Origin of the sequence: Coleofasciculus sp. B1-GNL1-01, from assembly GCF_040220235.1 — a bacterium.
Classification (GTDB): Bacteria; Cyanobacteriota; Cyanobacteriia; order Cyanobacteriales; family Coleofasciculaceae; genus Coleofasciculus.
This window is the reverse complement of record NZ_JAVJTO010000022.1, coordinates 12,739-38,537: the sequence shown is the minus strand read 5'-3', so window position 1 is coordinate 38,537 and position 25,799 is coordinate 12,739. Positions and strand designations below refer to the sequence as shown.

Annotated in this window: 15 protein-coding genes and 1 pseudogene; 7 read left to right on the top strand and 9 right to left on the bottom strand. The window is 44.5% G+C overall.

Features of this window, described 5'->3' with window-relative positions; translation table 11 throughout:
• Positions 1-210, top strand: a pseudogene (locus RID53_RS05170) (hypothetical protein); the annotation flags it as partial.
• Between the two features lie 395 nt (positions 211-605).
• Here the strand turns inward: RID53_RS05170 and RID53_RS05165 are convergent.
• The 9 genes from RID53_RS05165 to RID53_RS05125 form a co-directional block, all read right to left on the bottom strand.
• Entirely contained in the window at positions 606-4,364 is a 3,759-nt protein-coding gene (locus RID53_RS05165; RefSeq protein ID WP_446387105.1) for a two-component regulator propeller domain-containing protein, read from the bottom strand.
• Positions 4,365-4,607: 243 nt separating this feature from the next.
• The gene (locus RID53_RS05160; RefSeq protein WP_446387104.1) at positions 4,608-4,964 is read right to left on the bottom strand and encodes a hypothetical protein; all 357 of its coding nucleotides are present in this window, start codon (positions 4,962-4,964) and stop codon (positions 4,608-4,610) included.
• A 227-nt stretch (positions 4,965-5,191) separates the two neighbouring features.
• Positions 5,192-6,628: a SagB family peptide dehydrogenase gene (locus tag RID53_RS05155; protein WP_446387103.1), complete on the bottom strand. Its 1,437-nt coding sequence runs from the start codon at positions 6,626-6,628 to the stop codon at positions 5,192-5,194.
• 313 nt (positions 6,629-6,941) lie between these two features.
• Positions 6,942-9,182: a TOMM precursor leader peptide-binding protein gene (locus RID53_RS05150; protein ID WP_446387102.1), complete on the bottom strand. Its 2,241-nt coding sequence runs from the start codon at positions 9,180-9,182 to the stop codon at positions 6,942-6,944.
• Positions 9,183-9,381: 199 nt separating this feature from the next.
• Positions 9,382-10,149, bottom strand: coding sequence for a YebC/PmpR family DNA-binding transcriptional regulator (locus tag RID53_RS05145; protein ID WP_446387101.1), 768 nt, complete (start codon positions 10,147-10,149; stop codon positions 9,382-9,384).
• 183 nt (positions 10,150-10,332) lie between these two features.
• Positions 10,333-11,427 carry a hybrid sensor histidine kinase/response regulator gene (locus tag RID53_RS05140; protein WP_446387100.1) on the bottom strand — a complete coding sequence of 365 codons (1,095 nt, stop codon included), beginning with the start codon at positions 11,425-11,427 and terminating at the stop codon, positions 10,333-10,335.
• A gap of 283 nt (positions 11,428-11,710) precedes the next feature.
• Positions 11,711-13,429 (bottom strand): EAL domain-containing response regulator, encoded by a 1,719-nt coding sequence (locus RID53_RS05135; protein WP_446387099.1) that lies wholly within the window; start codon positions 13,427-13,429, stop codon positions 11,711-11,713.
• On the bottom strand, positions 13,426-15,669 hold the full coding sequence (locus RID53_RS05130) for an ATP-binding protein (RefSeq protein ID WP_446387098.1): 2,244 nt from the start codon (positions 15,667-15,669) through the stop codon (positions 13,426-13,428). Before RID53_RS05130 ends, RID53_RS05135 begins: the two co-directional genes overlap by 4 nt.
• Before the next feature lie 219 nt (positions 15,670-15,888).
• Entirely contained in the window at positions 15,889-16,263 is a 375-nt protein-coding gene (locus tag RID53_RS05125; RefSeq protein WP_446387097.1) for a response regulator transcription factor, read from the bottom strand.
• A 431-nt stretch (positions 16,264-16,694) separates the two neighbouring features.
• Here RID53_RS05125 and RID53_RS05120 point away from each other — a divergent pair, with 431 nt between their 5' ends.
• The 6 genes from RID53_RS05120 (at position 16,695) to RID53_RS05095 (ending at position 25,687) form a co-directional block, all read left to right on the top strand.
• The gene (locus RID53_RS05120; protein ID WP_446387107.1) at positions 16,695-18,206 is read left to right on the top strand and encodes a sensor histidine kinase; all 1,512 of its coding nucleotides are present in this window, start codon (positions 16,695-16,697) and stop codon (positions 18,204-18,206) included.
• On the top strand, positions 18,184-18,852 hold the full coding sequence (locus RID53_RS05115) for a response regulator transcription factor (RefSeq protein ID WP_446387096.1): 669 nt from the start codon (positions 18,184-18,186) through the stop codon (positions 18,850-18,852). Before RID53_RS05120 ends, RID53_RS05115 begins: the two co-directional genes overlap by 23 nt.
• Before the next feature lie 338 nt (positions 18,853-19,190).
• Entirely contained in the window at positions 19,191-20,582 is a 1,392-nt protein-coding gene (locus RID53_RS05110; RefSeq protein ID WP_446387095.1) for a glycosyltransferase family protein, read from the top strand.
• Positions 20,583-20,778: 196 nt separating this feature from the next.
• Positions 20,779-22,113, top strand: a complete 1,335-nt coding sequence (locus tag RID53_RS05105) for a glycosyltransferase (protein ID WP_446387106.1) — start codon at positions 20,779-20,781, stop codon at positions 22,111-22,113.
• A gap of 408 nt (positions 22,114-22,521) precedes the next feature.
• Positions 22,522-23,817 (top strand): glycosyltransferase family 4 protein, encoded by a 1,296-nt coding sequence (locus RID53_RS05100; RefSeq protein ID WP_446387094.1) that lies wholly within the window; start codon positions 22,522-22,524, stop codon positions 23,815-23,817.
• Between the two features lie 31 nt (positions 23,818-23,848).
• Entirely contained in the window at positions 23,849-25,687 is a 1,839-nt protein-coding gene (locus RID53_RS05095; protein WP_446387093.1) for an ABC transporter ATP-binding protein, read from the top strand.
• Positions 25,688-25,799 lie beyond the last annotated feature (112 nt).

Sequence of the window (25,799 nt, the reverse complement as noted above, 5' to 3'; positions counted from 1 at the left end):
GTAGAGACGCGCCATGGCGCGTCTGGGAAGATGGGGAAGCCCATTGCCTATTGCCTATTGCCCATTGCCTATTGCCTATTGCCCATTGCCCATTGCCTATTGCCCATTGCCCATTGCCCATTGCCTATTACCTATTGCCCATTATTGCCCATTGCCTATTGCCCATTGCCCATTGCCTATTGCCTATTGCCTATTGCCCTGAAGGGGTGACAAGCCGTCCAAAACCTTTTAAAATCAGGTTTTGAGCGACATTAATATCTCCAAAGATGAAGTCTTATTGACATTCTTATTGACAGATGAAGACCACCGGATGAGGTATGGGATTAGCGAAGCGTTGCGCGGGGGGTATGGGGGAGGCGCTCGTCCCCCATTGGGGGGTCTGGGGGGCTAGTCCCCCAGATACAACTGCTATATTTGACCCTATCTGTAACAAGAAGAAATGGGCTAAAAGCAGGATGGCTCAACACTTCAGCTAGTTTGTCACCCCCTGAGGTCGCAGCGATTTCAATCGCCGTGTGCAAAGGGGATCACCTTCCAAGCTACATCTCCAATACCTTATCTGACCCCTCTCTAACCCTCCCCTTGACAAGGGGAGGGAACCGCCACTAGGAATGATTCATGACCTCAAAAAACCGAATTGTGAATTGGGTTCCTTGATCTGGCTTGATGTCCAATTCTCCCTCCAACTGTTCAGTTAAAGCCTGGATTAACTGAAATCCCAATGTCTTGGGATTCTCCGGCTCAAACCCTTTAGGTAAGCCAATTCCGTTATCTTGAACCGTGAGCGTCAGTCTGCGATCGCACTCGGATGTCAGTTTGATGGTAATCACACCTGGACGGGATTCCGGAAAGGCATATTTTAAGGCATTGGACAGTAACTCATTTAGCAATAAGCCACAGGGAATCGCCGTGTCTAGGTTGAGAGAAATCGGTTCAACGTCAATTTTCAAGTCAATCAAATTTCGATTCACGCCATAAGACTGGAATAGATAGGAGGCTAAGGCTTCGAGATAATCGGCAAAGTCAATCTTTTCTAGACAGGTAGATTGATACAGTTGGTTGTGAATCAACGCCATAGACTTAACCCGATTCGCACTTTGTTGGAAAATATCCAAAACTTGGGGATCGGTTAATGTCTGGGACTGAAGATCCAGGAGACTAGAAATAATTTGTAAGTTATTTTTGACCCGATGGTGAACTTCTTTCAGCAGGACGATTTTTTCCCGCAAAGAGGTTTGCAGTTCCGCTTCAGCTTGCTTTTGCTCAGTAATGTCAATTCCGACTAAAACCGCTGCCTGACCTTGTTTATACTTTTGCGCGATAATCAAATAATTGCGAATCGAATCCTTTATTTTGAAATCAACCACCTGAGAGGCGGTAAGTTCTGAGTTTGCCAAGAACTGGTGTATAAAATGAATATACTCCGAGCTATTGTTGCGAAAGCCAATTTTTTGACCAAGAAAATCGCTGGCAGACAAGCCCCACATATTCGCTGTATGTTGATTAACGCTGAGATATCGTCCGTCTGCATTAATCCAAGCCACACAACCGGGTACCGTATTTAAAATAGCTTGCAGTTGTTCATTCGTTTGTTGTAGGGCTTCAGTAAACTGCTGGCGTTCGGCTTCTAGCTGTTTGCGATGGATAATATCTTGAAAAGCAGCGACGCTATAGATAATATCGCCTTGTTCATCATAAATAGGAGTCGCTAAAATCTCCCATAAGCCTTTCTTGCCATTGTTGCGGATTTCCAAATCATCAACTTTAACTTTTTCTCCCCGTAACGCCCGACAAACTGGATAGTTTTCTGGGGGATATAACTGATCCGTTCCCGCAATATAGAATTGATAAAGATCAGAATAGTCCGTAATGGGAGCATCAGTGAGCCGTTCTACGCCCAATAGTTTAAAGGCTGCTGTGTTAAAAAATACGGGTTGGATCAATTTATCAAATACTGTAATGCCGACGGGAATGGCGTCTAAGATTTGATTCAGCTTTCTCTCACTAGCACGTAGTAAACTATTTTCTCTGACTTGGGCGAACGTTTTCCATTGGACATAGCCATAAATAGCGCCGAATATGGCAATCCCATAAAGGGTATAAGCCCAGCCTGTTTTCCAGGGGGGCGGGATAATCGTAATCGTCAGAGATGTGCCTTCTTCATTCCAAACTCCGTCATTATTAGACCCTTTAACTCGAAACGTGTACGTTCCGGGGTCGAGGTTTGTATAACTGGCGTAGCGTCGAGTTCCGGAGTAAATCCAATCGTGATCAAATCCTTCGAGTTTGTAGGCGTATTGGTTTTTTTCCGGATTGGTATAGTCAAGGGCGGCAAATTTAAAGCTAAAGAAGTCGTCTTTGTAGGATAATTTAATCTCCTTGGCAACGGAGATGGCGGGGTTGAGTTGGACGCTTTTATCAAAGATTCTAAAATCGGTGATGACAATGGGGGGAATATGAGGATTGTCTTTAACTTGGTCGGGATAAAATAAGTTGAAGCCATTGAGTCCGCCAAATAACATCGCGCCATCTTTGGTTTTGGCGTAGGCTTTCACGCCATCGAACTCGTTTCCCTGAAGTCCATCACCGACATCGTAGTTTCTAAAGGTTTCCGCTTCGGGGTTAAATTTGGATAAGCCATTACCTGTACTTAGCCAGAGATTTCCATTATCATCTGCGAGGATACCGACAACGGAATTGCTGGGTAAACCGTCATTTTCGGTGTAATGGGTAAAGGTTTCGGTGGCGATATCAAATTTATTCAATCCGCCGCCGTAGGTGCCAATCCAGAGTGTCCCGGCTGGGTATTCATTGATTGACAATACTCGGTCATAGCTTAGGCTATTGGGATTATTGGGATTATGGGTGTAGCGGGTAAATTTTTCAGTTTCGCGGTCAAATTTGTTGAGTCCACCATTTACGGTACCAATCCACAGTATATTTTCATAATCTTCATAGATAAAAAATATATTGTTATCACTTAAACTGTATGGATCATTCGGATCGTACTTGTAATGGGTAAACCGTTCTGTTTCACGATCGAATTTATTCAGTCCACCATGAAATGTACCAATCCATAACACACCAAAATGGTCTTCATAAATTGACCAAATATAGTCATCGTTTAAGCTATGGGGATTATCCTTATCGTTAGTGTAATAAGTAAATTGTCCAGTTTTTTGATCAAACTTGTTTAATCCTCCACCCCCTGTCCCAATCCAGACTATGCTTGAATGATCTTCATAAATTGACCAAATGTTGTCACTACTCAAACTATTTTGTTTATCTGAGTTATGAGTATAGGAAGTAAATTGTTCAGTTTCACGATCAAACTTATCTAATCCTTTATTGTAAGTACCAATCCATACCAAGCCTGAGCCGCTGTCATAGATTGACGAGATATGATTGTCAATTAAGCTTTGTTGGATAGCAGGATCATGTTTGTAATCAACAAATTTTCGCTCTTTTGTGTCTAACTTATCAATGCCACTGAAACCAGTGCCAAACCAAAGTATTTCTGAATTGCCCCTAAAGATATAACCGACTATATTGTCACTCAAGCTATTTGGATTAGCTGGATCATGCGTGTAATGGGTGAATTTTTCTATTTTAGGCTCAAATTTATCAAGTGCTGTACCGTAGGAATTCACCTGCCAGCTACTGGTTGCCAGCCACAGATTACCGAAGCGGTCTTCAATGATCGAACTTACAGTATTATTACTTAAACTATTGGAGTCATTAGGGTTATGAGTGTAATGAATAAATTGCCCTGTTTCCCGATTAAACTGATTAAGTCCCCCACCATCTGTGCCAACCCAGAGTTTACCCCAACTATCTTCATAAATTGATAAGACAGTATTATTACTTAAACTATTGGAGTCATCAGGGTTGTGTGTGTAATGAGTAAATTGGTGAGTTTCCCGATTAAACTGATTGAGTCCCCCACCACCTGTACCAACCCAGAGTTTACCCCAACTATCTTCATAGATTGACGAGACATAGTTACTGCTTATGCTTTTTAGATTATGAGAGTCATGAATGTAGTGAGTAAACTTCTCTGTTGTACGATCAAATTCGTTTAGTCCTCCGTTCTCAGTGCCAATCCAGATTGTTCCTAAGTGATCTTCATAAAGTGATAATATAAAGTTATCAGACAACGATATGGAGCTATCTTCCTTGCGTTTATATACTGTAAAGTTATATCCGTCATATTTATTTAGCCCATCTTGTGTACCAAACCACATCATTCCTTGATTGTCTTGGATAATAGTTGCAACGCCACTTTGAGACAATCCATCTTTAACTGTTATGTGTTCAAACTTTAATTTAGATTCTACAGCATACGCATTGGCTGGGAGACTCAAAATTATTAAGATTGCCAGTATTATTATCAGCAATACAGTCTTAAAAAATATTAGGGATGTACGGATTATTTCTAAGCACAGATTGGGCAAATAAAAAAGTATAATTAAGCCCATATACTTAATAAGTTTAAGTAAACAATATTATTTTTAGCAGTATAAGGGGTTTTTATACTACTTTAGCAGAATGAAAATCATTAAACTTTGTTCAAGCAAATAGTACTTTCATTGTGTGCATAAAAAGGCTCAGTAGGTAATTTTACAGTCTCCTTCCTCACAGTCAGAGACAGGAGAGTCAAAATTATTTCCGTTACTCCAAGATTGTATCGGTTGGTCTGTAAGTCCCATCGGCTTGGAGGGGAGAGGAATTTCACAAACTACATTACCGTCCTGACCAGGAACTTTAGTAGTCATTGTTCCCACTAAGGTGTTGTTAATCACTTGGAACTCTACACCACTGGGAATCGTTAACCCGTTCTCTTCTAAAACAGGATTTGTATTCGAGAGAAATTGCGATTTAAACTCTTCGTCTACCCATGTCTGAGCAACGATTTTGGACAAAATCTTTTGAGTGTCTGGATTATTCTTTACCAAAACTGACATTGTTTTTCTCCTATTCTTCCAAGAATCTAGTTAAGGGATTTAATGATAGTCAACTCAGCGCAAATGGCAGGCAATCTGGATAAAGTCTGGTTAGTCTAACTTTCTATCTAACTAGGGACTTCACTGATATCTGCTACGCCAAGTTATAGTTATATTAATATACAATGCTTATTTGATCGATGCAAGAGGGTCTGAGAAATTAAATCAGTCTATATTGCATCATTCGGCTAATCGACAGATGGGTTACCCAGAATAAACTCTCCGACTGAAGTTTCCCGATAATAATCCGTTCCCACCGTCGCCGCAAATAAATCAGAATTGCCACAGCCGATCGCGCAAGGTGCCAGATTCATCGCTGTTGCTACCAGATACATCGTTTGCATTAAGGAACCGACATCTTTGAGGATGAGAGAGTAAGCAGCAGATTCGTAAACCCAAGCCATTCGTTGGAACCGGGCTGCAAATACTAACAAAATCTGGGCTGTACAAGCTTTGCCAGTTGCAAAATATGCCTCTTCTAACAGCGCCTCCGCATTCTCATTCCTGCCCGTCAATCGACAAAGCTGATGAGATTCGGGACGATAATGATAAACTCCAGAGTCTAGATTATCACAGGTATTCGCGATCGCATACAATTCTAACTCATATCGACCACCACTATTGGCATAAGGTCTGTGGGTGCATTCCCCATAATCCTTCGCCGTAATTCGCTTATTCCGAGTGCATCGGTACAGAAATTCCCCCAGTTGCTTCACGGTTATCGGCTTATCGCTATAACTCCGAATCGATTTCCTCTCCTCCAGTACCCAAGTGAAGGAATAATCCTCCGCTTTAAGTTTCTCGATATCCGGCTGATACAGTTCAATAATCTCATCGGACATCCTAGGTTGAACCATCGGAGGCTGGGGAATCTTATCCAAGAAGCGGAACGTTTTCCCAGAATCATTACTATGTCTCCCCTTACGGCTTCTGGCGTGAAACAGCAAATCGTGAAACTCCCAGGATAGTAGCGAATGACTCTCATCCTCCTCAATCGTGCCATTATCCTGCACAGCACCTAGCATTTGGCTACTCAATAGCAAACTGAAGAATAATTGTACCGTTTCTGGCGTCAATCCAGGTATCGTTTGACACAATTCCTCCGCCGTTCTCGGTTGCGCCAATTCAGAAACCAGTGCCGCGCCGCGCCAATCGGCTAAAATAACTTTGGTGTGGGATAAAGGAGATTCTATGATTAACTGATTGTCCTGTTTATGGCAATAAGCAAAACGCGAGAGACTATAGCGTTGTTCAACTGTCGCCGATTGAACCTGAAACCGTTTCAATGGATAAATCGGAACTCGCGTAGCGATAGGAAACCCATCCCCAACCACCGTATGACAAATCCACCCTAACTGAATAAACTGATTCAGATAATAATAAAACGTTGCCAATCTCTCAAACCCATCACATTGGAGAACACTATCACTGAGATTCTCCTCTGTCCCCCCGGCTGTCGATAAACTATTTATCGCACTGAATAATCCCGGCGATACCTGATCCAGATTCAGCGTATACTGAGGCAAATTACCCTTAACACGGGTTGACTGAATCACCATGCGATCGCGCGACTCTTCAGTTACAGTAATATCCTTACGAAAAGACAGAATAAAAGGAAGTGACATAAAGCATTAATCGGGTTCGTAATTGCGCTTGTAGTTGCGCTTTAGCGCCGGTTCAACGTTCCTACCCCCACCACAAACGCTTAATCAATTCAGTTAGGCGCACCTCTATCATTGGTGTCAACTTGGGCTGAAACCCCCTCACCCCCAGCCCCTCTCCCACCAGGGGAGAGGGGAGCAAGAAGAAAGCGGTGTTCCAGATAGGTGGGGGGTAGGGGGGATAGAGAAGGGATTAGGTGAAAAGCTTGTCAGCAATGTTTTTTACCTTAAGTTGACACCAATGAAGTCTATACGCCCCCACAAGAATCACAGCAAATCACAAAAACATAGGAATCGGATTAAGCTGAGACTCCAGCAACGGTTGAGACAACCAGCCCAATTTTACCGGAACATCATACAACCGTCCAAACGCCAATCGCCGCCAAAAATGACGCAATCCCGGCACAATCACCTTAACCACAGGCAAACCAATATCCGGACGAGTCTGATCTAAAACTAACACCTCCAAGCCCTGTTTTCCAGCAATATTAACACAACTCCTGACATCGTCCGCCAAATCATCCCTTCCCATCCGGGAATAATCACTATAACCCTTCATCTTCACCTTAGAATCAGGCACCAGATAGGGCTGATTGGCAATCGTCGCCCTTTGCCACCAATCTAACGCCACCGGATCATTAAAACGATACTCCGTTGTCCCATCATCCGCCATCGATAACACAGCCGGAAGCACTTGATTCATCTCCGTTATCGCCCGTAATAGCGCAATTTTCGGGTCAAAATGAGCGCCGAAACCAAAGACAATATCTTCAATCTCCCGATCAACTCGTCGAGAAATCGCCGTAAACGTCGGCACATTCAAATCCGTGGTCATATCAATCACCCACATCTGCCGATGAATTGAGCGATAATACTCAACCACCTCCGCTAAATACGGGTCATCAAAACTGGCTAAATCGACCCCTGGACGCTGCACCCGATTATACCACCACAACGCCACCCCATCCCGTTCAACTAACTCCATAAACCCTTGCAAAATTGCCTCTTCTACCGTATTTCCCGCCGCCGCGCCATTAGAATTTGCCCAACAATAGGGATTTTTTGCTCTAGGATAACCGTAATAACAATAAGCCGTGGGAATATATTTAAACCGTTGATGGGTTAATGACCAAACAGGCGTCCAGTCTAATTCCTGTTGCGGATCAAAGGGTTCAGGAACCTGTTGACTTGGCGTCGATTGCTCATTTATCTGCTGACGATTCTCATACTGCGCTTCACTATAAAGCATACAGTCATTCGGATGAATCGCCCGATCGCCTAACTCCTGATAACATCCCCTTTGGCGAATCTCATCCCCTTGAAATATGCCACAATAGCGTTCAATCGCTTCACACAAGGCACTCGCTTTTGCCTGACTATCAGTTTTCCCTTTCCCGCCACTTTTCCCGCGCACGGTTTGCCGCAAAAAGTAGAGGGGATCGAACATCATGGCAAAGTTGTGTCCCGCATAATAGCTGTGAATCACCCCATTGTCTGTCAGTTTTTTCGGGTGTAATGTATGCACCACCCCCGTAATCGGACTCACATGATGCTGGTATTTTTTCAGCGTGGCTTCCGGTGAGACAGAACGGTGTCCGCCATCATGGGTAAATGTTTTCCTTTGACTGTTGAGATAGATAGGAGATGGAGTTTGGTTAAACTGTTGCGGATTGCCACAGCCGGGACATTGAGGACGTTGAACTAACGTATGGGTTTCGGTGTTTAGGGATAGGGTATCGACGGTAATAATCTGTCCAGTAACTTGGGGATTTTCGCCTTGGACAATCCATTTAATTAGTTCCGTCGCCGCCAGATTTAATCCAGTTTGCCAGGTGGAGGGGAGGGCGGCTTTGGCGATGGGAAAAATTGATGCCTTGGGGTTTTGGTTTTGGATATAAGTTTCCACTGGGCGATTGGTGCGTAACCGTTGCGCTAAACAGTGCCAACATCCAGTTTTTCCAGGTAGAAATAGGGGTCCTAACCAAATCGTTGTCCCGATGGGTTTGATTAATAGCCAAGGCTGTTGGTTTTGCCAAGCGTGGCGGTTAATGTCGGCGAGTTCTGGGCGTAAATAGTCATCGGTGACAACCAGGGTTAAATCACCGTCTTTGCCCAGGTTTAGGGAAAGGGATTCCAGGTGAGTTTTGATGTCTGGAAGGGAATAGATTGCCAAGGATTGCACCGATACGGTTGTGGTTTGTAAGCGATGCCATGCTGAGATTGGATTAACGGGTAAGGTTGCCAGAAAAGCGGCGATTTCGGATGAGATGTGATCCTGGGCTTCGACAATATACCCTTTTTGTTCCATTAACATGAGGGCATAGTAAATGTCCGCTGCTGATGCGGTGTTTTGGAGTTGTTCAATAATATCGTCAACGGGTTGTCCGGTGAGTAAGGGGACTAATTGGGTGTAAAGCTGTCCGCTGAGGGCAAAGGATTCGTGTTCTGAGATTAAAAATACGGTGGAATCGAGAATTTCACTATGAAAATAGGGTTTAATTATGGGTTTATTGATCATGGTACGGGGTTAAGTGAGTGGTGGGTTACGGCGGATATCTAGTGAAATCGTTATTGTCTGGATTAAATACCGCCTAACCCACCCTACGATTTTATTGGTCGGTGGGGTTGAAAGTCATGCCAAAATAGGGCTAAAGCCCTTACTACAAACTACGGGCTTTGGGGTGTAAGAGTGCCTGTGTCATGGTTGATCCCTCGTCTCACGCCATCGTTAATGACACCAAATCATCTGCCATTTCAAAATTGGCGGTGACATTCTGCACATCATCCAACTCATCTAGGGCATCCATTAATTTTAGGAGCGATCGCGCTACATCCGGATCAGTAATTTCTATACTATTCCCCGGTATCCAACGTAACTCAGCATCGCGCACGCTGAAACCTTGATCCTGTAGGGTTTGATTCAGGTGTTCTAGATTCGTTACTTCGGTGACAACTTCCACCCCCGGTTCCTCGTCGTCTTCAATCCACTCATAGGTTTCCGCCCCCCCAGCCAGTGATGCTTCCAATAGCCGATCCTCGGACACCTCACCCGCTACCGTCACCACCCCTTTTTGTTCAAACATCCAACTCACGCAACCCGTTTCTCCCAGATTCCCGCCATTTTTGGTAAACGCCGATCGCAAATCTGCCGCCGTGCGGTTACGATTATCGGTAAGGGCTTCAATTAGAATCGCCACACCCCCAGGACCATAGCCCTCATAGCGAATCTCTTCCAGGTTGTCGCTACCACTATCAAACTGACCTGACCCTTTCGCGATCGCCCGGTCAATATTATCATTGGGAATACCCGCCGCCTTCGCCTTCTCAATCGCGGTGCGTAACCGGAAATTCCCATTCGGGTCAGGAACGCCACTACGGGCAGCTACAATGATCTCCCGTGAGAGTTTGGCAAAGGTTTTTCCCTTCGCTGCATCCACTCTCGCCTTCTGGCGCTTAATATTTGCCCACTTACTGTGTCCTGCCATAACTGAAACCAAAATCAGTCAAATCCCGCTTCCCTAGGGTAGCTTGGTCATTTGTTATTTGTCATTTGTCATTCGTCATTTGTCATTCGTTGATTAGGATATCTCTTCCCCATCTTCCCCATCTCCCCCAGCTTCCAGACGTAGCATGCTACGTCTCTACATTGCTTCCCCCTGCTTCCCAGATTAGACAGGAAGAAGAACGCGAACGGTGGTGTGTTGATTGGGTATGCTATCAATCGTTAAGGTTCCGCCCAACAGTTCGATTAACCGCTTACTGATACTCAATCCCAATCCTGTCCCTTGTTGGGCATACAGTTTACGTTCAAACTGCTGATACGCCCCCAACTTGGTAATTTGTTCTGGACTCATCCCCCGTCCGCGATCGCTAACCGATAAGGCGTAGAATGATTGATTGGGAACCGTCCTTCCCGTTACCGAAACGGGAGTGCCAGCCGTCGAATATTTCAACGCATTATCCACTAATTCTTCGACAATTTTCTCCATCCGAGTTTTGGCAATTTGTAGACTGGAATCATGTACATCAAGAGTCACATCAGCCTCGCGATTCCTGCGTTTCGCCTGTTGCCAAACTATGGCTTCAATCACTGAGGCGGCGGAACTGATTCGAGAACTGCGTAAGGCTTGAATTCGATTCGCATCCGTTACAGTGAGTTCCAGTTCGGCGTAGAGTAAAAAGTTTTGAATCAGTCGATGTAATCGTTCGCCTGATTTACGGATACTTTCCGACATTTCCTTGATTTCCTCACGTTCCAGGGTATCCGCTTCTTCCACTAACAACTGGGAAAATCCCAGAATATTCGTTAGCGGCGATCGCATTTCGTGGGGGAGAGACAGGCTGATACTGGTGCGTAATTGGTCGAGTTTTTGGGTTTGTTGTTCCTCAATTATCGCTTGTTTTTGTAACCGGGAGGCAATGGCATTCAGTAATTCATCGACACTAAAGGGCTTGGTGATATAGTCATCTGCCCCTAGTTCCATCCCTTGACGCAAATCCGTTTTATCGGTGCGGGCGGTGAGGAACATAAATGGAATGGTGGCGGTTACAGGATTTTTTCGTAATGTATTTAAGACGCCAAACCCATCTAATTTGGGCATCATCACATCACATAAAATTAAATCCGGTTGACACTGCTGTACTAAATCCAATCCCGCACAACCATCGCCTGCGCCGCAGACTTCAAAGTCTTCGGCTTCCAGCAATTCCATGAGATTTTCCCGGACGGTTTCTTCGTCTTCGATAATTAAAATTTTTTTCATGGTGGTTATCAACATTTTTGGCATAAATTAAAACAGAATCTGGTATTTTTTACCTTTGTCGGTAAGCCGCCACATCTGCCAAGAACTCAAGTTCTTGGCTCATAGCTTAAGTCCATTAAAATGGACTCAGACTAGATATAGTGTTTTTATTTGGGTCGTGAACACAGGAACCTGGTAAAAAGGCAATGGGCAATGGGCAATAGGCAATAGGGGAAAGAGATACAGGGTTTTTAAGTAATCTAAGAAAAGACCTCCTAGGTTTACAACTCATTTAACTTGGGTTTTAACCCAAGGCTTGCCCCACTAAAGCTTTTTCGCTGAATAATAAGGATTCAAATTCCTTAGCTGGCAAAGGTTTACTAAACAGATACCCTTGCATTTGATGACAGTGATGCTGCACCACAAAGGAAAGTTCCGCATCCGTTTCCACTCCTTCCGCCACTAATTTTAAATTCAGCGTATTTGCCATTTCAATAATCGCTTGGGTAATTGCCGCCTGACTCGGATTATCCTGAATATTGCGAATAAAACAGCGGTCAATTTTCAAGGTATCAAAGGGAAACTGCTGTAAATAGCTTAAAGATGAATACCCTGTACCAAAATCATCAATGGCAATCTCCACACCTAGCGCTTTTAACGCCTGTAAGCGGCGAATCGCTACATCGGTATTTTCCACCAGCATACTCTCCGTTAATTCTAATTCTAAATACTCCGGTCGCAATCCGGTTTCGGTCAAAATCTTGACTAACCGATGACGCAAGTCTAATTGCTGAAATTGACGCCCGGATAAATTGACGGCGATTTTCAAATGAGGATAACCCATTTTTTGCCAATGGCGAGTTTGCTGGCAAGCGCTTTTTAACACCCATTCCCCAATTGGCAAGATTAATCCCGTTTCTTCGGCTAGGGGAATAAACTTAACCGGAGAAACTAATCCCCGTTCGGGATGTTCCCAGCGCAATAGGGCTTCTGCACCGATAATTTTACCTGTTTCCAAATCAAGTTGCGGTTGATAGTAAACCTGAAGTTCATCTCGTTCTAACGCATAGCGTAAGCTTGTTTTTAACGCCACCCGATCTGAGGTTCCTTTACTTAAGGCAATCGAGTAAAACTGATGGCAATTTCCTCCCTGTTGCTTTGCCTGAAACATGGCTTTATTTGCCTGATTCAGTAACTGTTCAATATCCTTGCCATCACGGGGATAGAGTGCCATACCAATACTAGCGGTGACAAAAATTTCTTGGTCATCAATGGCAAAGGTTTGGGAGAACTGATCTAAGAGAGTTTGGGCAACGAAAACCGCATCTTTTTTATGGGGGGTTGTGGGCAGAATAATCGCAAATTTACCGCTGCCTAATCGTGCGACATAATCCTCAGATGTGACAGCATTAACTAACCGCTGGGCTACCGCTTGTACTACGCGATCGCCTACACTATGTCCTAAGTCGTCATTAATTTGATTAAATCGGTCTAAACCGACACACATAATCGTCATTAATGGCTGATTATGAGTCAATTCTATCTGTTTAAATTGCTCGCGTAAGGATAACTGATTAGGCAAATTGGTTAAGGAGTCATGATGCATCAAATAATCGAGTTGATCCTTTGCTTGCTCAAGTTCACTACGATACTGCTGCTGCTTTTTAAACCGAGTCGCGATCGCGCCGAGTAATTCTGCCCGGGTAAAGGGTTTAGTCAGGTAATCATCTGCCCCTAATTCCATCCCTTGCCGAAAGTCGGCTTTAGCCGCTTTAGCGGTTAAGAAAATAAAGGGTGTAGTGGCAAATGTTGTCTCCTGACGCAGTGTTTTTAAAACACTATACCCGTCCAATCCCGGCATCATCACATCACAAATAATTAAATCCGGTTTCTCGACTTTGGCTAAATCAATCCCCTTATAACCATTGGTTGCACCAATTCCAGTTAATCCTTCGGCGTCCAAGAGTTCTAAAATATTTTCCCGGACGAGTTCTTCATCTTCAATGACTAGAATCTTTTTCATGACTTTATAATGGGTAAGGTAACGGTTACTGTAGTGCCAACCCCGATAATACTATTAATGTAGATATCACCCTGATGAATATCCACACATTTTTTAACAATGGCAAGCCCTAATCCGGTTCCCGGAATCGTGCCAACGTTGGTTCCTCGATGGAATGCTTCAAACAATCGGTCTTGATCTTCTGGGGGAATACCAATGCCGCGATCGCGAATTTCTAGGGTGATTTGTTCCCGATTACCATTGAGGTTAATGTCAATGGCTTGGTCGGGGGAGGAATACTTAATCGCATTGCTTAATACATTCTCTAAAATTTGCTGAAGTAATTGCTTATCTAGATAGATATCTTGGAGATCAAGAGTCTGTTCCCACGCATAATTGATATTAATAACCGACGGTTTAGGCTGATTCAGTTGTAGATCTTTGCTTAAGGTGGTACAGAATACTTCCAAGTCAATTGGTTCTGGTGTCAAGCTAAGTTTACCTGCATCTGCCTTGCCTAAAATTAATACATCATTTAATAATTTTGTCATATACTTAACCGAGGTTTGAATTCGGTGCAAGTGCATCAGTTGTTTTTCATCTGACCATTTATGCCGATAATGTTCTAGTAACTCGGCTGACGAGTGAATCGTGGTGAGAGGCGTGCGAAACTCATGAGACGTTACCGTAATAAAGCGAGATTTTAAGTCACTCAGTTCCTTTTCTTGTGCCAACGCATTGAGAATTTCTGCTTGCACTCGTTGGCGTTCAGTAATATCCTCCGCAATCCCCGCAATCCGGATAGTAATTCCCGCCTCATTCACCACCGGAAACGCCCGTACTCCCATCCAACGTACTGAACCATCGGGGCGAACAATCCGATATTCTTCCTGGAAATTTGCTTCCCCTAGGGACTGTTTGTGTAACGCTTGGATTACGCGATCGCGATCCTCCGGATGAATGGATTCTAACCAAGATGAAGGTTGCTCATATAAACTTTTAGTCGAACGTCCCCATACCTCCTGATACACAGGACTAATATAGATCATTTGGCTAAAATCAGGGGTGGTTAAAAAGAAGACTTCGCGAATATTTTCCGTCAGTTGACGCAACTGTTCTTCACTGGTGCGAAGTTGTTCCTCTATCCGTTTTCTTTCGATAATTTCGGCTTGAAGAACATCATTCACTTTCCTTAACGCCGCCGTGCGTTCCTCCACGCGCATTTCTAAAGCATCGTTTACTTGTTCCAGACTGAGTCGCATTTGCACCCGATCTGTGACATCTTGGACAATTACCGAAACTTCTTCAACCCCACTGGCAACAATTCGCGCTTCAAAATTGCGGGCTTTACCGTTTACCCAGAGTTGATATTCCACCCGTTGAATGGTTTTCGTTTCCAGCGCTTGTTCAATATGATCCCAAATTAATCCTGCCACTGGCGTGGGCAGTATTTGATGTAAATGTTTACCGATAATATTAGTAGCCGGAATAGGAAGCGTTTCCGTTTTTGCCCCATGGAAATCTAAATAAATTCCCGCACTGTTAATCCGAAACAAGGCATCAGGAATAAGTTCTAAAAGGGCATGGTTTCGGGATTCTGCCTGATTTAAGGCGGCGATAACCTGCTGATGGTTTTGCTGTTGAATGTGGTAGTCTTGTTCCCGTTGAATGTGATAAAATACCATCGCCCATTGAGACGCGATCGCATAGACACAATCAATTTCCGCCTGACTCCATTGGCGTTGCGCTTGCGTCGTCAGCAGGCTAATCGCCCCAAAATAGGAGTGACGATGACAAAGGGGTAGAATTAACAGAGGTAAACCGGAAACCCTCTGCCATTCTTGGATTGGCGCTGAGGGCTGTTCATCCGCGATCGGACAAATCAGTGGTTTTCCCTGAATTAGCCAAGTGGAATACTTGCCATAAAACTCACAAATTAGCCGAGAGGATGAGTCATCTACAGTTCCCTTTCCTCGCAGTACGTTATAGGGGTGTTCTTGTCTGTTTATCCCCCTTACCTCCCCCTCAACTGTTGCCGTAGTTAGTCCCAAATCTGATACCATAAACATCAGACAGGAGTCAACTTGTAGACCGTAACGCAGTTGATCCGCCGTCGTTTGTAGCCCATCTTGAGGAACACATTGTCCTTGCGTTACTTGGGCAATCTGCGGCATAATTGCCCCTTGTAGGGTTAAGAGATGATTCTCCATTGTCCCCGATCCATGAGCGTTAATTGATAGATGCTTGGATGAGATAGCCATAAGTCATGAATGGATGAAACATAAAAAGTTTGACATTGGCGAATCCTAGAATGAACGTTATCTGGTTAATTTTCACCTTCAAATCATCGGATTGAGTCAAAATTGTAAGGGCGGGTTTAGCCATTAAAACGACTTGTCACCAATACATGAACAACAAAACCCGCCCTTACCCCCTCACGCACCACGCCCTCTTTCCGAAGTGAACGATCAAAATCAGCGCTACCGATGGATCACCCCAACATGAGTCGCGATCGCATCCAGCAATTCTGCCAAGGTAAATGGCTTAGTCAGATAGGCATTAGCCCCCAAATTCATCCCTTGCTTAATATCAGTTTTTGCAGCTTTAGCGGTGAGAAATAAGAATGGAATAGTAGCCGTCTTACCTTGAGAACGCAAGGCAGAAAGAACCCCATAACCATCCATTTCTGGCATCAGCACATCGCACAAAATCAAATCCGGATCATGGTGTTGTGCCAGATGCAAACCCTTCTGTCCATTTTCAGCGAGAATCGCATCAAACCCTTCTGCATCCAGCAGTTCCAGGATATTCTCGCGTACAGACTCCTCATCTTCAATCACTAAAATTTTAACCACTGTTGCTCTCCTTGAAATGCCTAACCTGTATTAACGTGTTTAAAAATATGGCTACAATCATGACAGCAATAATCTCCTCATTTATAACTCAATTAATTCCGGTGTCATCTCCTGAAAATGGATCAGAAGACTGAGAGAACCCCAGAGTCAAACAGGGGAATTACTGTCCACTTTGATAAATTGTTGCATAGTGATTCTGATTAGTCCTCGTGGAAATTACGGGGTGTGAATCTGGGTTGAGGATTCCATCTCCGTAATTTCACCTTGAAGGGGGTGGGCATCCTGAGTAAAACCGTTGTAGAGACGTTCCGGCGGAACGTCTCTACCAAATGATGTGTCCTCACTTACAAACCTAGAGTCAGGAACATATTCGCTAAGATCAACATCAGGTGTTGAGATAACTCACGAACCACGAGGAAACCGTGACTAAGTTGGGTAACAACCTCGCCTCAGCCAAACCTGATCAAAATCATGAGGCGAGTAAAACTGAAGGGTGTTGGGGTTGGCGTAATCTGTTTTGGGAAGCACGAACTCGTCTTCTTGCCTGGTACGTCTTACTAATGGTTTGCTTTACGGGTACATCAGTTGGGCTGATCCGTCAAGTTCTATTTGAAGAGGCGTACAAACGAATTGATAGTTCTCTAAACCAAGAGGTGCAGGAGTTCCAGCGATTGTTCCAACAAGGGAAAAACCCTTTGACTGGTCAACCGTTTGGCGATAATTTGGCGGCTTTATTTGAGGTTTTTCTATCCCGTAATATTCCCAATGATGGTGAGTTTCTGCTGACTATTATTGATGGTCAATTCTACCAATCTAGTCCGACAGCATTACCTGACCCGCTGCAACCGGATGCACGGCTACTTAAACGTTGGATGAATCTGACTCAATCTGCAAAAGGTCTGGAAGAAACATCAGTTGGTCCGATTCTTTACTATGCCGAACCAGTGGAAATTGGCGGAGAAATTCGGGGACTATTTATTGTCGCTAATGTGATTGCCTATGAAAAGGAAGAAGTGAATGAAGTCGTTTGGGTGATTGTTAAAGTAACGTTGGTTGTGATGGTGGTTGCGTCTATTGTGGCTTGGATCGCTGCTGGACGGGTACTCGCCCCTCTACGTTCGGTTACAGAAACGGCGCGTTCGATTAGTGAAACGGATCTGACGCAACGCATTCCTATACAAGGTACGGGTGAAATTGCCGAACTGACTACTACGCTGAATCAAATGCTGGATCGTCTGCATCGGGCGTTTACTAGCCAGCGAAATTTTATCAATGATGCAAGTCATGAATTGCGGACACCGATCACGATTATCCGAGGTCATCTGGAATTATGGGACGATGACCCAAAAGCACAACAGGAAACTCTGGAATTAGTCTTGGATGAATTGGATCGGATGAACCGATTTGTCAATGATTTACTCCTGTTAGCGAAAGCCGAATGGCGCGATTTTTTACAGGTTGAAATCATAGATATTGACTCATTCACCGAGGAACTTTTTGCTAAAGCCAAAGCCTTAGCTGAGCGAGACTGGCAATTGGATGCGATCGCGTCTGGTCAAATTGTCGCTGATCGTCAGCGTCTGACGCAAGCGATCACGAACCTGGCTGAAAACGCCACCCAACATACCGAGGCGGGAGATCAAATCGCCTTGGGTTCCGCGAGCGATCGCCACAATGCCTATTTCTGGGTTCGCGATACTGGAAAAGGAATTGACTCAGCTAACCAAAAGCGGATTTTTGAGCGGTTTGCTCGACTCCCCAACAGCCGCCGTCGTTCTGAAGGCGCGGGTTTAGGCTTGTCTATCGTTCAAGCGATCGCCCAGGCGCATCGGGGTGAGGTGAAACTCAACAGCCGACTGGGTGCTGGCGCTCAATTTACGATTGTTCTTCCCCTAGAGCCAAAACAGGATAATCTACCTCATGAATCGAATTCTAATTGCTGAAGATGAACCCCGGATTGCCTCATTTCTGGAAAAAGGGCTGCGGGCTAAAGGATTTACTACCAGCGTAGCCATAGATGCGGGGGAGACGCTGGATATGGCACTCTCCCACGAATTTGACCTGATGATTATGGATTTGGGACTCCCCGGTAAAGATGGTTTACAAGTGCTAGAGGAGTTACGGGGTCAGGGGGAACAAATCCCGATTATAATTCTCACCGCCCGTGATGACATCCGTGATAAAGTTGCTGGATTAGAGGGAGGGGCTGATGATTACATGACCAAACCCTTTCGGTTTGAAGAACTTTTAGCCCGGGTGCGCTTGCGGTTGCGGAATAACCATTTGCCGAAAACCAAGGAGGAGATGGTACTTACCATCGGTCATGTTAGTTTAGATTTGCGGACTCGTCGGGTTCGGGTTAAGGGTCAACGTGTTGAACTCTCCGCCCGCGAATTTACCCTCGCAGAAACCCTGTTACGCCATCCCGGACAAGTGATGAGCCGAGAGCAGTTACTCAGTCATGTTTGGGGGTATGATTATGATCCGGGTTCTAATATTGTTGATGTTTATATCGGTTATTTACGTAAAAAATTAGGCAGTGACTTAATTGAAACCGTTAGAGGCATGGGTTATCGCCTCCGTACTTGATTAGACGCGGCGCTGGGACAAAATCATTAGTTATCCTAATAATCATCATAATTTTTTCCGATAAATCTAGAGACGTTATCTTCAACGTCTCTTTTCGTTTATGGGCAGTCAAGTCTCTCCCCGTTCCCCGTTCCCCGTTCTCTATTCCCTTCTTAATCACAAACATGAAAGAGTTCTCATAAAAGTATCACCTTGTTTTCACGGCAGTTTATTAAATTAAAGTTAAGACACCAGAAAGCAAGATAAATTTTAGGGGAAAGCCTCAATTTTATCATCCTGCTCGCCTAAAGGATACATCAATCACAAGACACCACATTTTGGAGCATCAGGAGACAATAATGATAGCACAAACGCGCACAATTGAACGTTTTTTGAATAGAGCAAGAGCCGCCAGTTTTGAATCTAAAACCGCTGAAATTGCACAGCATCTTCATTTCAGAGAACGAACAAGTCGTGCGACTGATGCTGCTCATACGGGGTGGTTTTCCCATCTATCTCCAGCGATTGTCCAACCGAATAGCGCCAGAACTCAGAAATTGCGGGTGGTGTTGTACTCCCATGATACGATGGGTTTGGGTCATAAGCGACGCAATTTGTTAATGGCTCAAACCCTTGCCCAGTCTGCTTTACCCACGGACATTCTACTGATTAGTGGCATGAGTGAGGCAAGTAATCTGCACATTCCTGATGGTGTAGATTATGTGGCACTTCCCGCCCTGCATAAAGGAACCAATGGAGAATATCAATCCCGTCGCTTAGATCTGTCGCTTCAGCACATTGTCAATCTTCGCGCTAATATTATTCGGGCGACTGTCGAATCCTTTCAACCCGATGTCTTCATTGTCGATAATGTGCCACGGGGGGCAATTCGAGAATTAGATTTAACCCTAGAGTATTTGCATACTCAAACAGATACTCGTTGTGTTTTAGGTTTACGGGATGTGCTTGATGATCCGATAAAAGTACAGCAGGAATGGCAGCAAGCAGAGAATGAAGAAATCATTCGTAAGTATTATGATGCGGTGTGGATTTACGGTGATCCTAGAATCTCAGATCTGGTTGAGGATTGTCAATTTTCCCCCGATATAGCCGCAAAGGTGCGTTATACCGGTTGTTTTGATCAGCGCAAACGACTGGAATTTGTGGATACTCCCGACGTTGATCCCTTAGCCACACTGAACCTCCCCCCTGGGCGGCTGGCGCTGTGTATGGTTGGCGGTGGGCAAGATGGGGATAAGCTGGCGGAAACCTTTGCCCAAACCCCTTTACCTCCAGACACCAACGGGGTGATTTTAACCGGTCCATTTATGCCCCTTCCTGTGCGTCAACACTTATACCAAATCGCGGCAAAACATCCCCGTTTGCGAGTGTTGGAGTTTCTGGCTGAACCCACCCAACTGTTAGATCGGGCGGATTGTGTGATTACGATGGGTGGCTATAACACCACGTATGAAGTTCTTTCCTTTGACAAACCCGCGCTGATTGTACCCCGAGTTAAACCGCGCCAGGAACAGTTAATTCGGGCTAAACGGTTACAGGATTTGGGATTAGTTGATATGCTGCATCCCGATAATGTCACGCCCACCGCTTTAAGGGAATGGCTATCGGGGACAATGGGAACATCGACACATCGACGCGATCGCATCGATTTCCATGGGCTGGCACGTTTACCTCATTTACTCGAATCTGTTGTTGATTCCCCAGTTATTTCCATGGCTAATGTTTCGTAATTCTTGAATCAGAAATTAGATTTGTCAAGAGTCATTTGTCATTTGTCAAGAGTCATTTGTCAAGAGTCATTTGTTGATGTAGAAACTATCGGACTTGGTTGGGGCGGGTTTAGTTCAGTTAATGGTTTGAGTAGAAACGTTATCGGTTAAACCCGCCCCTACATATTCAAATTTTACCTAATCCCCCATAAGAATGATGCTTTCCACACAATTAAACCGCGTTGGTTATGTTCTCAAGCGTTATCCACGCTACTCAGAAACATTCGTCGTCAATGAAATTTTAGCCCATGAAGCCGCTGGATTAGAGATCGAAATATTTGCCCTACGCCCTCCGGCGGAAACTCATTTTCAAAATATTATTTCCCAAGTTCGTGCTCCCGTTTACTATATTCGTAAACCCATCCAAGGGCGAGTTAGCGAATCTCTCAATAGCCTTAACCCAACAGCCGCTAGCTTCTTCTGGGCAGAACTTCAGGAAGCCAGTAAAATTATCCCCGATTTTTGGACAAAATTAGAGTTGGCTCAAGGAGAAAAAGCCAGTACCGTTTATCAAGCCGCCTGGTTAGCACGAGAGGTACGGTTAAAAAATATTAGTCATCTCCACGCCCACTTTGGTACAGTGGCAACCAGTGTCGCTCGTTTGGCTGCCCACTTTGCCGGAATTACTTATACCTTCACGGCTCATGCTAAGGATATTTTCCATGAAAGTGTCGAACCGGAAGACATGAAACGGAAGCTACAAGATGCGGCAAGTGTGATTACGGTTAGTGACTATAATCTCAAGTATTTACAACAGATGTATGGTGCAGCCGCAGCCCCTATACAGCGCATTTATAATGGCTTGAATTTAAACCAGTTGGGGTATAAATCTCCCCAAGAACGCCCACCCACTATTCTTTCAGTCAGTCGATTGGTGGAGAAAAAAGGGGTTTCTGTATTAATTGACGCTTGTTCGATTCTTGCCCATCGCGGCTGTTTGTTTCACTGTCAAATTATTGGCTCAGGTTCATTAGCAGCAAATCTACGAGAGCAAATTCAACGCCTTGGTTTAGAATCAAAGGTTGAAATTATTGGTTCGCGTCCTCAAAATGAAGTCTTTGAGCATATCCAGAATGCGGCTGTATTTGCTGCACCTTATATTATTGGTAGCGATGGAAATCGTGAGGGTTTACCAACGGTTTTACTGGAAACGATGGCGCTGGGTACGCCTTGTGTGGCTACTGATGTAACCGGAATTCCTGAAGTTGTGCGTCATGAAGAGACGGGATTGATGGTGGCTCAACATGATTCTCAGGCGTTGGCAAATGCCCTAGAACGCTTACTGATTAATTCCAGTTTACGGGTAAAACTGGCAACTAAAGCGCGGCAATTGATGGAGTCAGAGTTTGACATTTATCGTAATACTGCGGTTTTGCGGACTATTTTTAATCAAGTCGTTAATCAAGATAAGTTACAGTCTTCTCCAGTTGTCTCTAATCAAATATCGCCAAATAATCAACATGATAATGTTAGTTTTGCACAAAATGTATAAGTAGGTTGGGTTGAGCGATCGCGTTACCAAACAGGATATCTTGTCATTTGTCAAATAACCCTTTTATTCCAGACTTGAGACGGGGCGGGTTTAGTGACATCAGGGTCAAGAATAAAATTAAGTGGTAAAACCCGCCCCTACAGACCTATTTTTTTTATCCCTGATTCAGGGCGGGTTTAGTAACATTAGGGTCAAAAATAAAGTTAAGTGGTAAAACCCGCCCCTACAGACCTATTTTTTTTATCCCTGATTCAGGGCGGGTTTAGTAACATTAGGGTCAAAAATAAAGTTAAGTGGTGAAACCCGCCCCTACAGACCTATTTTTTTTATCCATAACACAGGGATAATTGAGGGAAAATAGGGTTAAAAATAAAGCTAGTTGTTTATCGTTTGTTGAGACTATAAAATATGCGAATTGCTTACATTTGCGCTGATCCAGGTATTCCAGTTTTTGGTCAAAAAGGTTGCTCGATTCATGTTCAGGAGGTAATTCGTGCTTGGCTAAAACTAGGAATACAGGTTGAGTTATTTGCCACACGAATTGGTGGTGAGCCGCCACCGGATTTAGCCGATGTCATTGTTCATTGTTTACCCTCTATTCCCAAAGGCGAAATAGCTGCCCGTGAACAAGCTGCCCTATCTGCTAACCTTGATCTACGTATAGCACTGGAAAATAACGGTATTTTCAACTTAGTTTATGAGCGTTACTCGCTCTGGAGTTTTACCGGAATGGATTATGCCAAGTCTATGGGAATACCAGGGATTTTAGAAGTCAATGCTCCCTTAATTGAAGAACAGGCAAAACATCGGGGTTTAGTCAATCGCAGGCTGGCGGAACAAGTGGCACAGCAAGTGTTTAGTACAGCCAGTGCAATTATTGCCGTGTCTGAAGAAATTAAGACTTATATAGAAACATATCCGGGAGTAAGTAAACGAGTGTATGTGATTGCTAATGGCGTTAACCCAGATCGTTTTTCCGTTGATATTGAATCAGCCTTATCGATTCAGCCGGAACCATTCACCGTGGGATTTGTTGGCACTCTCAAGCCTTGGCATGGATTATCGGTTTTAGTCGAAGCCTTTGACACCCTACATCAAAAGTATGAGAATACGCGACTATTAATTGTTGGGGATGGACCCGAACGGGATAATTTAGTCACAGAATTATCAGCACGCGAATTATTAGAGGTGACTCATTTTACCGGAGCCGTTACTCCTGATACCATCCCTAAACTTTTAGCAAAAATGACTGTTGCCGTTGCTCCTTATCCGCACCAATCTGACTTTTATTTTTCACCCTTAAAAGTCTATGAATACATGGCAGCCGGATTACCTGTGGTGGCGAGTCGTATTGGACAATTGAGAGAATTAATTGAGGATGAAATTAATGGGTTATTGTGTCCTCCAGGCGACGCCGTAGCCTTAGCCGCCACCCTAGAGCGCCTCTACCATAATCCTGAATGGGGCAAACAGCTAGGAAAAGCCGCCAGACAGACAATACAGCACCATCATACCTGGGATGCGATCGCGAAACGTCTATTAGAAATCGCAGGTATGGCAGGGGGAGTAGAAGAGATGGGGAAGATAGGGGAGATAGGGGAGATAGGGGAGATAGGGAAGATGGGGGAGATGGGGGAGATAGGGAAGATGGGGGAGATAGGGAAGATGGGGGAGATGAAGCAATATTTTTCCAATGACAAATGACGAATGACAAATGACAAATGACAAATGACGAATGACGAATGACATAAGACAAATGACACAAAAATCCATCCCTAGTTTTTGGCGAATATTACATCGCTTCTCCCCCTATCTTCAGAAACAAAGTTTACTCTTAATCACAGCGGGATTCGCTCTATTCGCTGAGGTAGTATTACGATTACTTGAACCGTGGCCCCTGAAATTTGTTTTTGACTATATTTTAATTAATGCACCCGATAAAAACATTAGTATTCTCAATCGTTTTGATCCAGTAACATTGCTAACCCTATCGGCTTTCGGGTTAATCGCCATCACCGCACTACGAGCAATAGCATCTTACTGGAGTACCGTGAGTTTAGCCCTAGCCAGTAGCCGCATCTTAACCGAAATTCGCGAACAACTCTATCGCCATCTTCAATGCCTATCTCTCTCCTACCATACCAAAGCCAGAAGTGGTGATTTATTAGTGCGAATCAGCACCGATACCACCCGATTACAAGAAATTGTCCTCACCGCCATCATGCCCCTTCTCGTCAGCATTATGACACTCTTGGGTATGATTGGAATCATGATTTGGATCGATCGCGATCTAACATTACTAGCATTAATTACCTTACCCTTCTTTTGGTTTGCCGCCACCCGTCTAAGTGAGCGAATCCAGCAAGCCTCGCGTCAGCAACGTTGGCGTGAGGGGGCTGTCGCCGCCACTCTAGCCGAATCAATTGGCGCAATTAAATTAGTACAAGCCCTTTCCCTGCAAGACGCCTTCGCCAATGTCTTCTCCCAAGCCAATCACCGCAGTCTCAAAGAAAGCGTGAAAACCCAACGCTTATCCGCTAGCTTAGAACGTACTGTGGATGTCGTCATCGCCATTGGTACAGCTATTGTCTTGTGGTATGGTGCAAAACTGACATTACGAGATGCTCTAACCCCTGGCGATGTTCTCGTTTTCTTAACCTATCTCAAACAAGCCTTTAAACCTATACAAAACTTCGCCAAATATACCGGGCGACTATCAAAAGCAGTCGCCTCTGGGGAGCGTGTTTTAGACATTTTAGATGAAACACCAGAGATTAGCGATTCCCCCTTTGCCATTGTCGCGCCTCCATTTAAAGGATATGTCCGATTTGATTGTGTTAGCTTTGCCTATCAACCCGGAAATCCCTTACTCAAAGCCATTGAATTAGACATAAAACCCGGACAAAAAGTGGCTCTCGTGGGTACTTCCGGGAGTGGTAAATCAACACTCTTGAGCCTACTTTTGCGTTTGTATGACCCCACTGAAGGGCGAGTCATGATTGATGGACGAGATATTCGTGACTATACCCTCAAATCATTACGAACTCAAATTAGTGTCGTCATGCAAGACAGTATACTCTTTGCCGCCACCGTTTGGGAAAACATCGCTTATGGAGTACCCGATGCTACCCACGCCCAGATTAAAGCAGCCGTGCGTCTTGCTAATGCTCACGAATTTGTCGAAGCACTTCCCCAAGGCTACGACACCATCTTAGGCGAGCGAGGCTCTACCCTCTCCGGGGGACAACGTCAACGTTTAGCCATCGCCCGAGCCGCCATTCGCCAAGCCCCAATTCTCATCCTCGATGAACCCACCACAGGTTTAGACAAACATAACGAAAAAGCCGTGATTACCGCCCTAGAAAGCGTAGCCAAAAACCGCACCACCTTTCTCATCACCCATGACTTAACCCTCGCCGCTCATGCTGATTTAATTCTCTACATGGAAAACGGACAAATCCTAGAACAAGGAACCCACTCCCAATTAATCCAACTCAATAAAAAATATACCAGCTTATATCAGATGCAATCTCCAGCCGATAGAGAAAACAAAAAGCAAGAAATAAGTAGGTGAACACCATAAAAGCTAACGGTGGAGATCGTCATTCGTCATTCGTCATTCGTCATTCGTCATTCGTCATTCGTCATTTGTCATTTGTCATTTGTCATTTGTCCTTTGTCCTTTG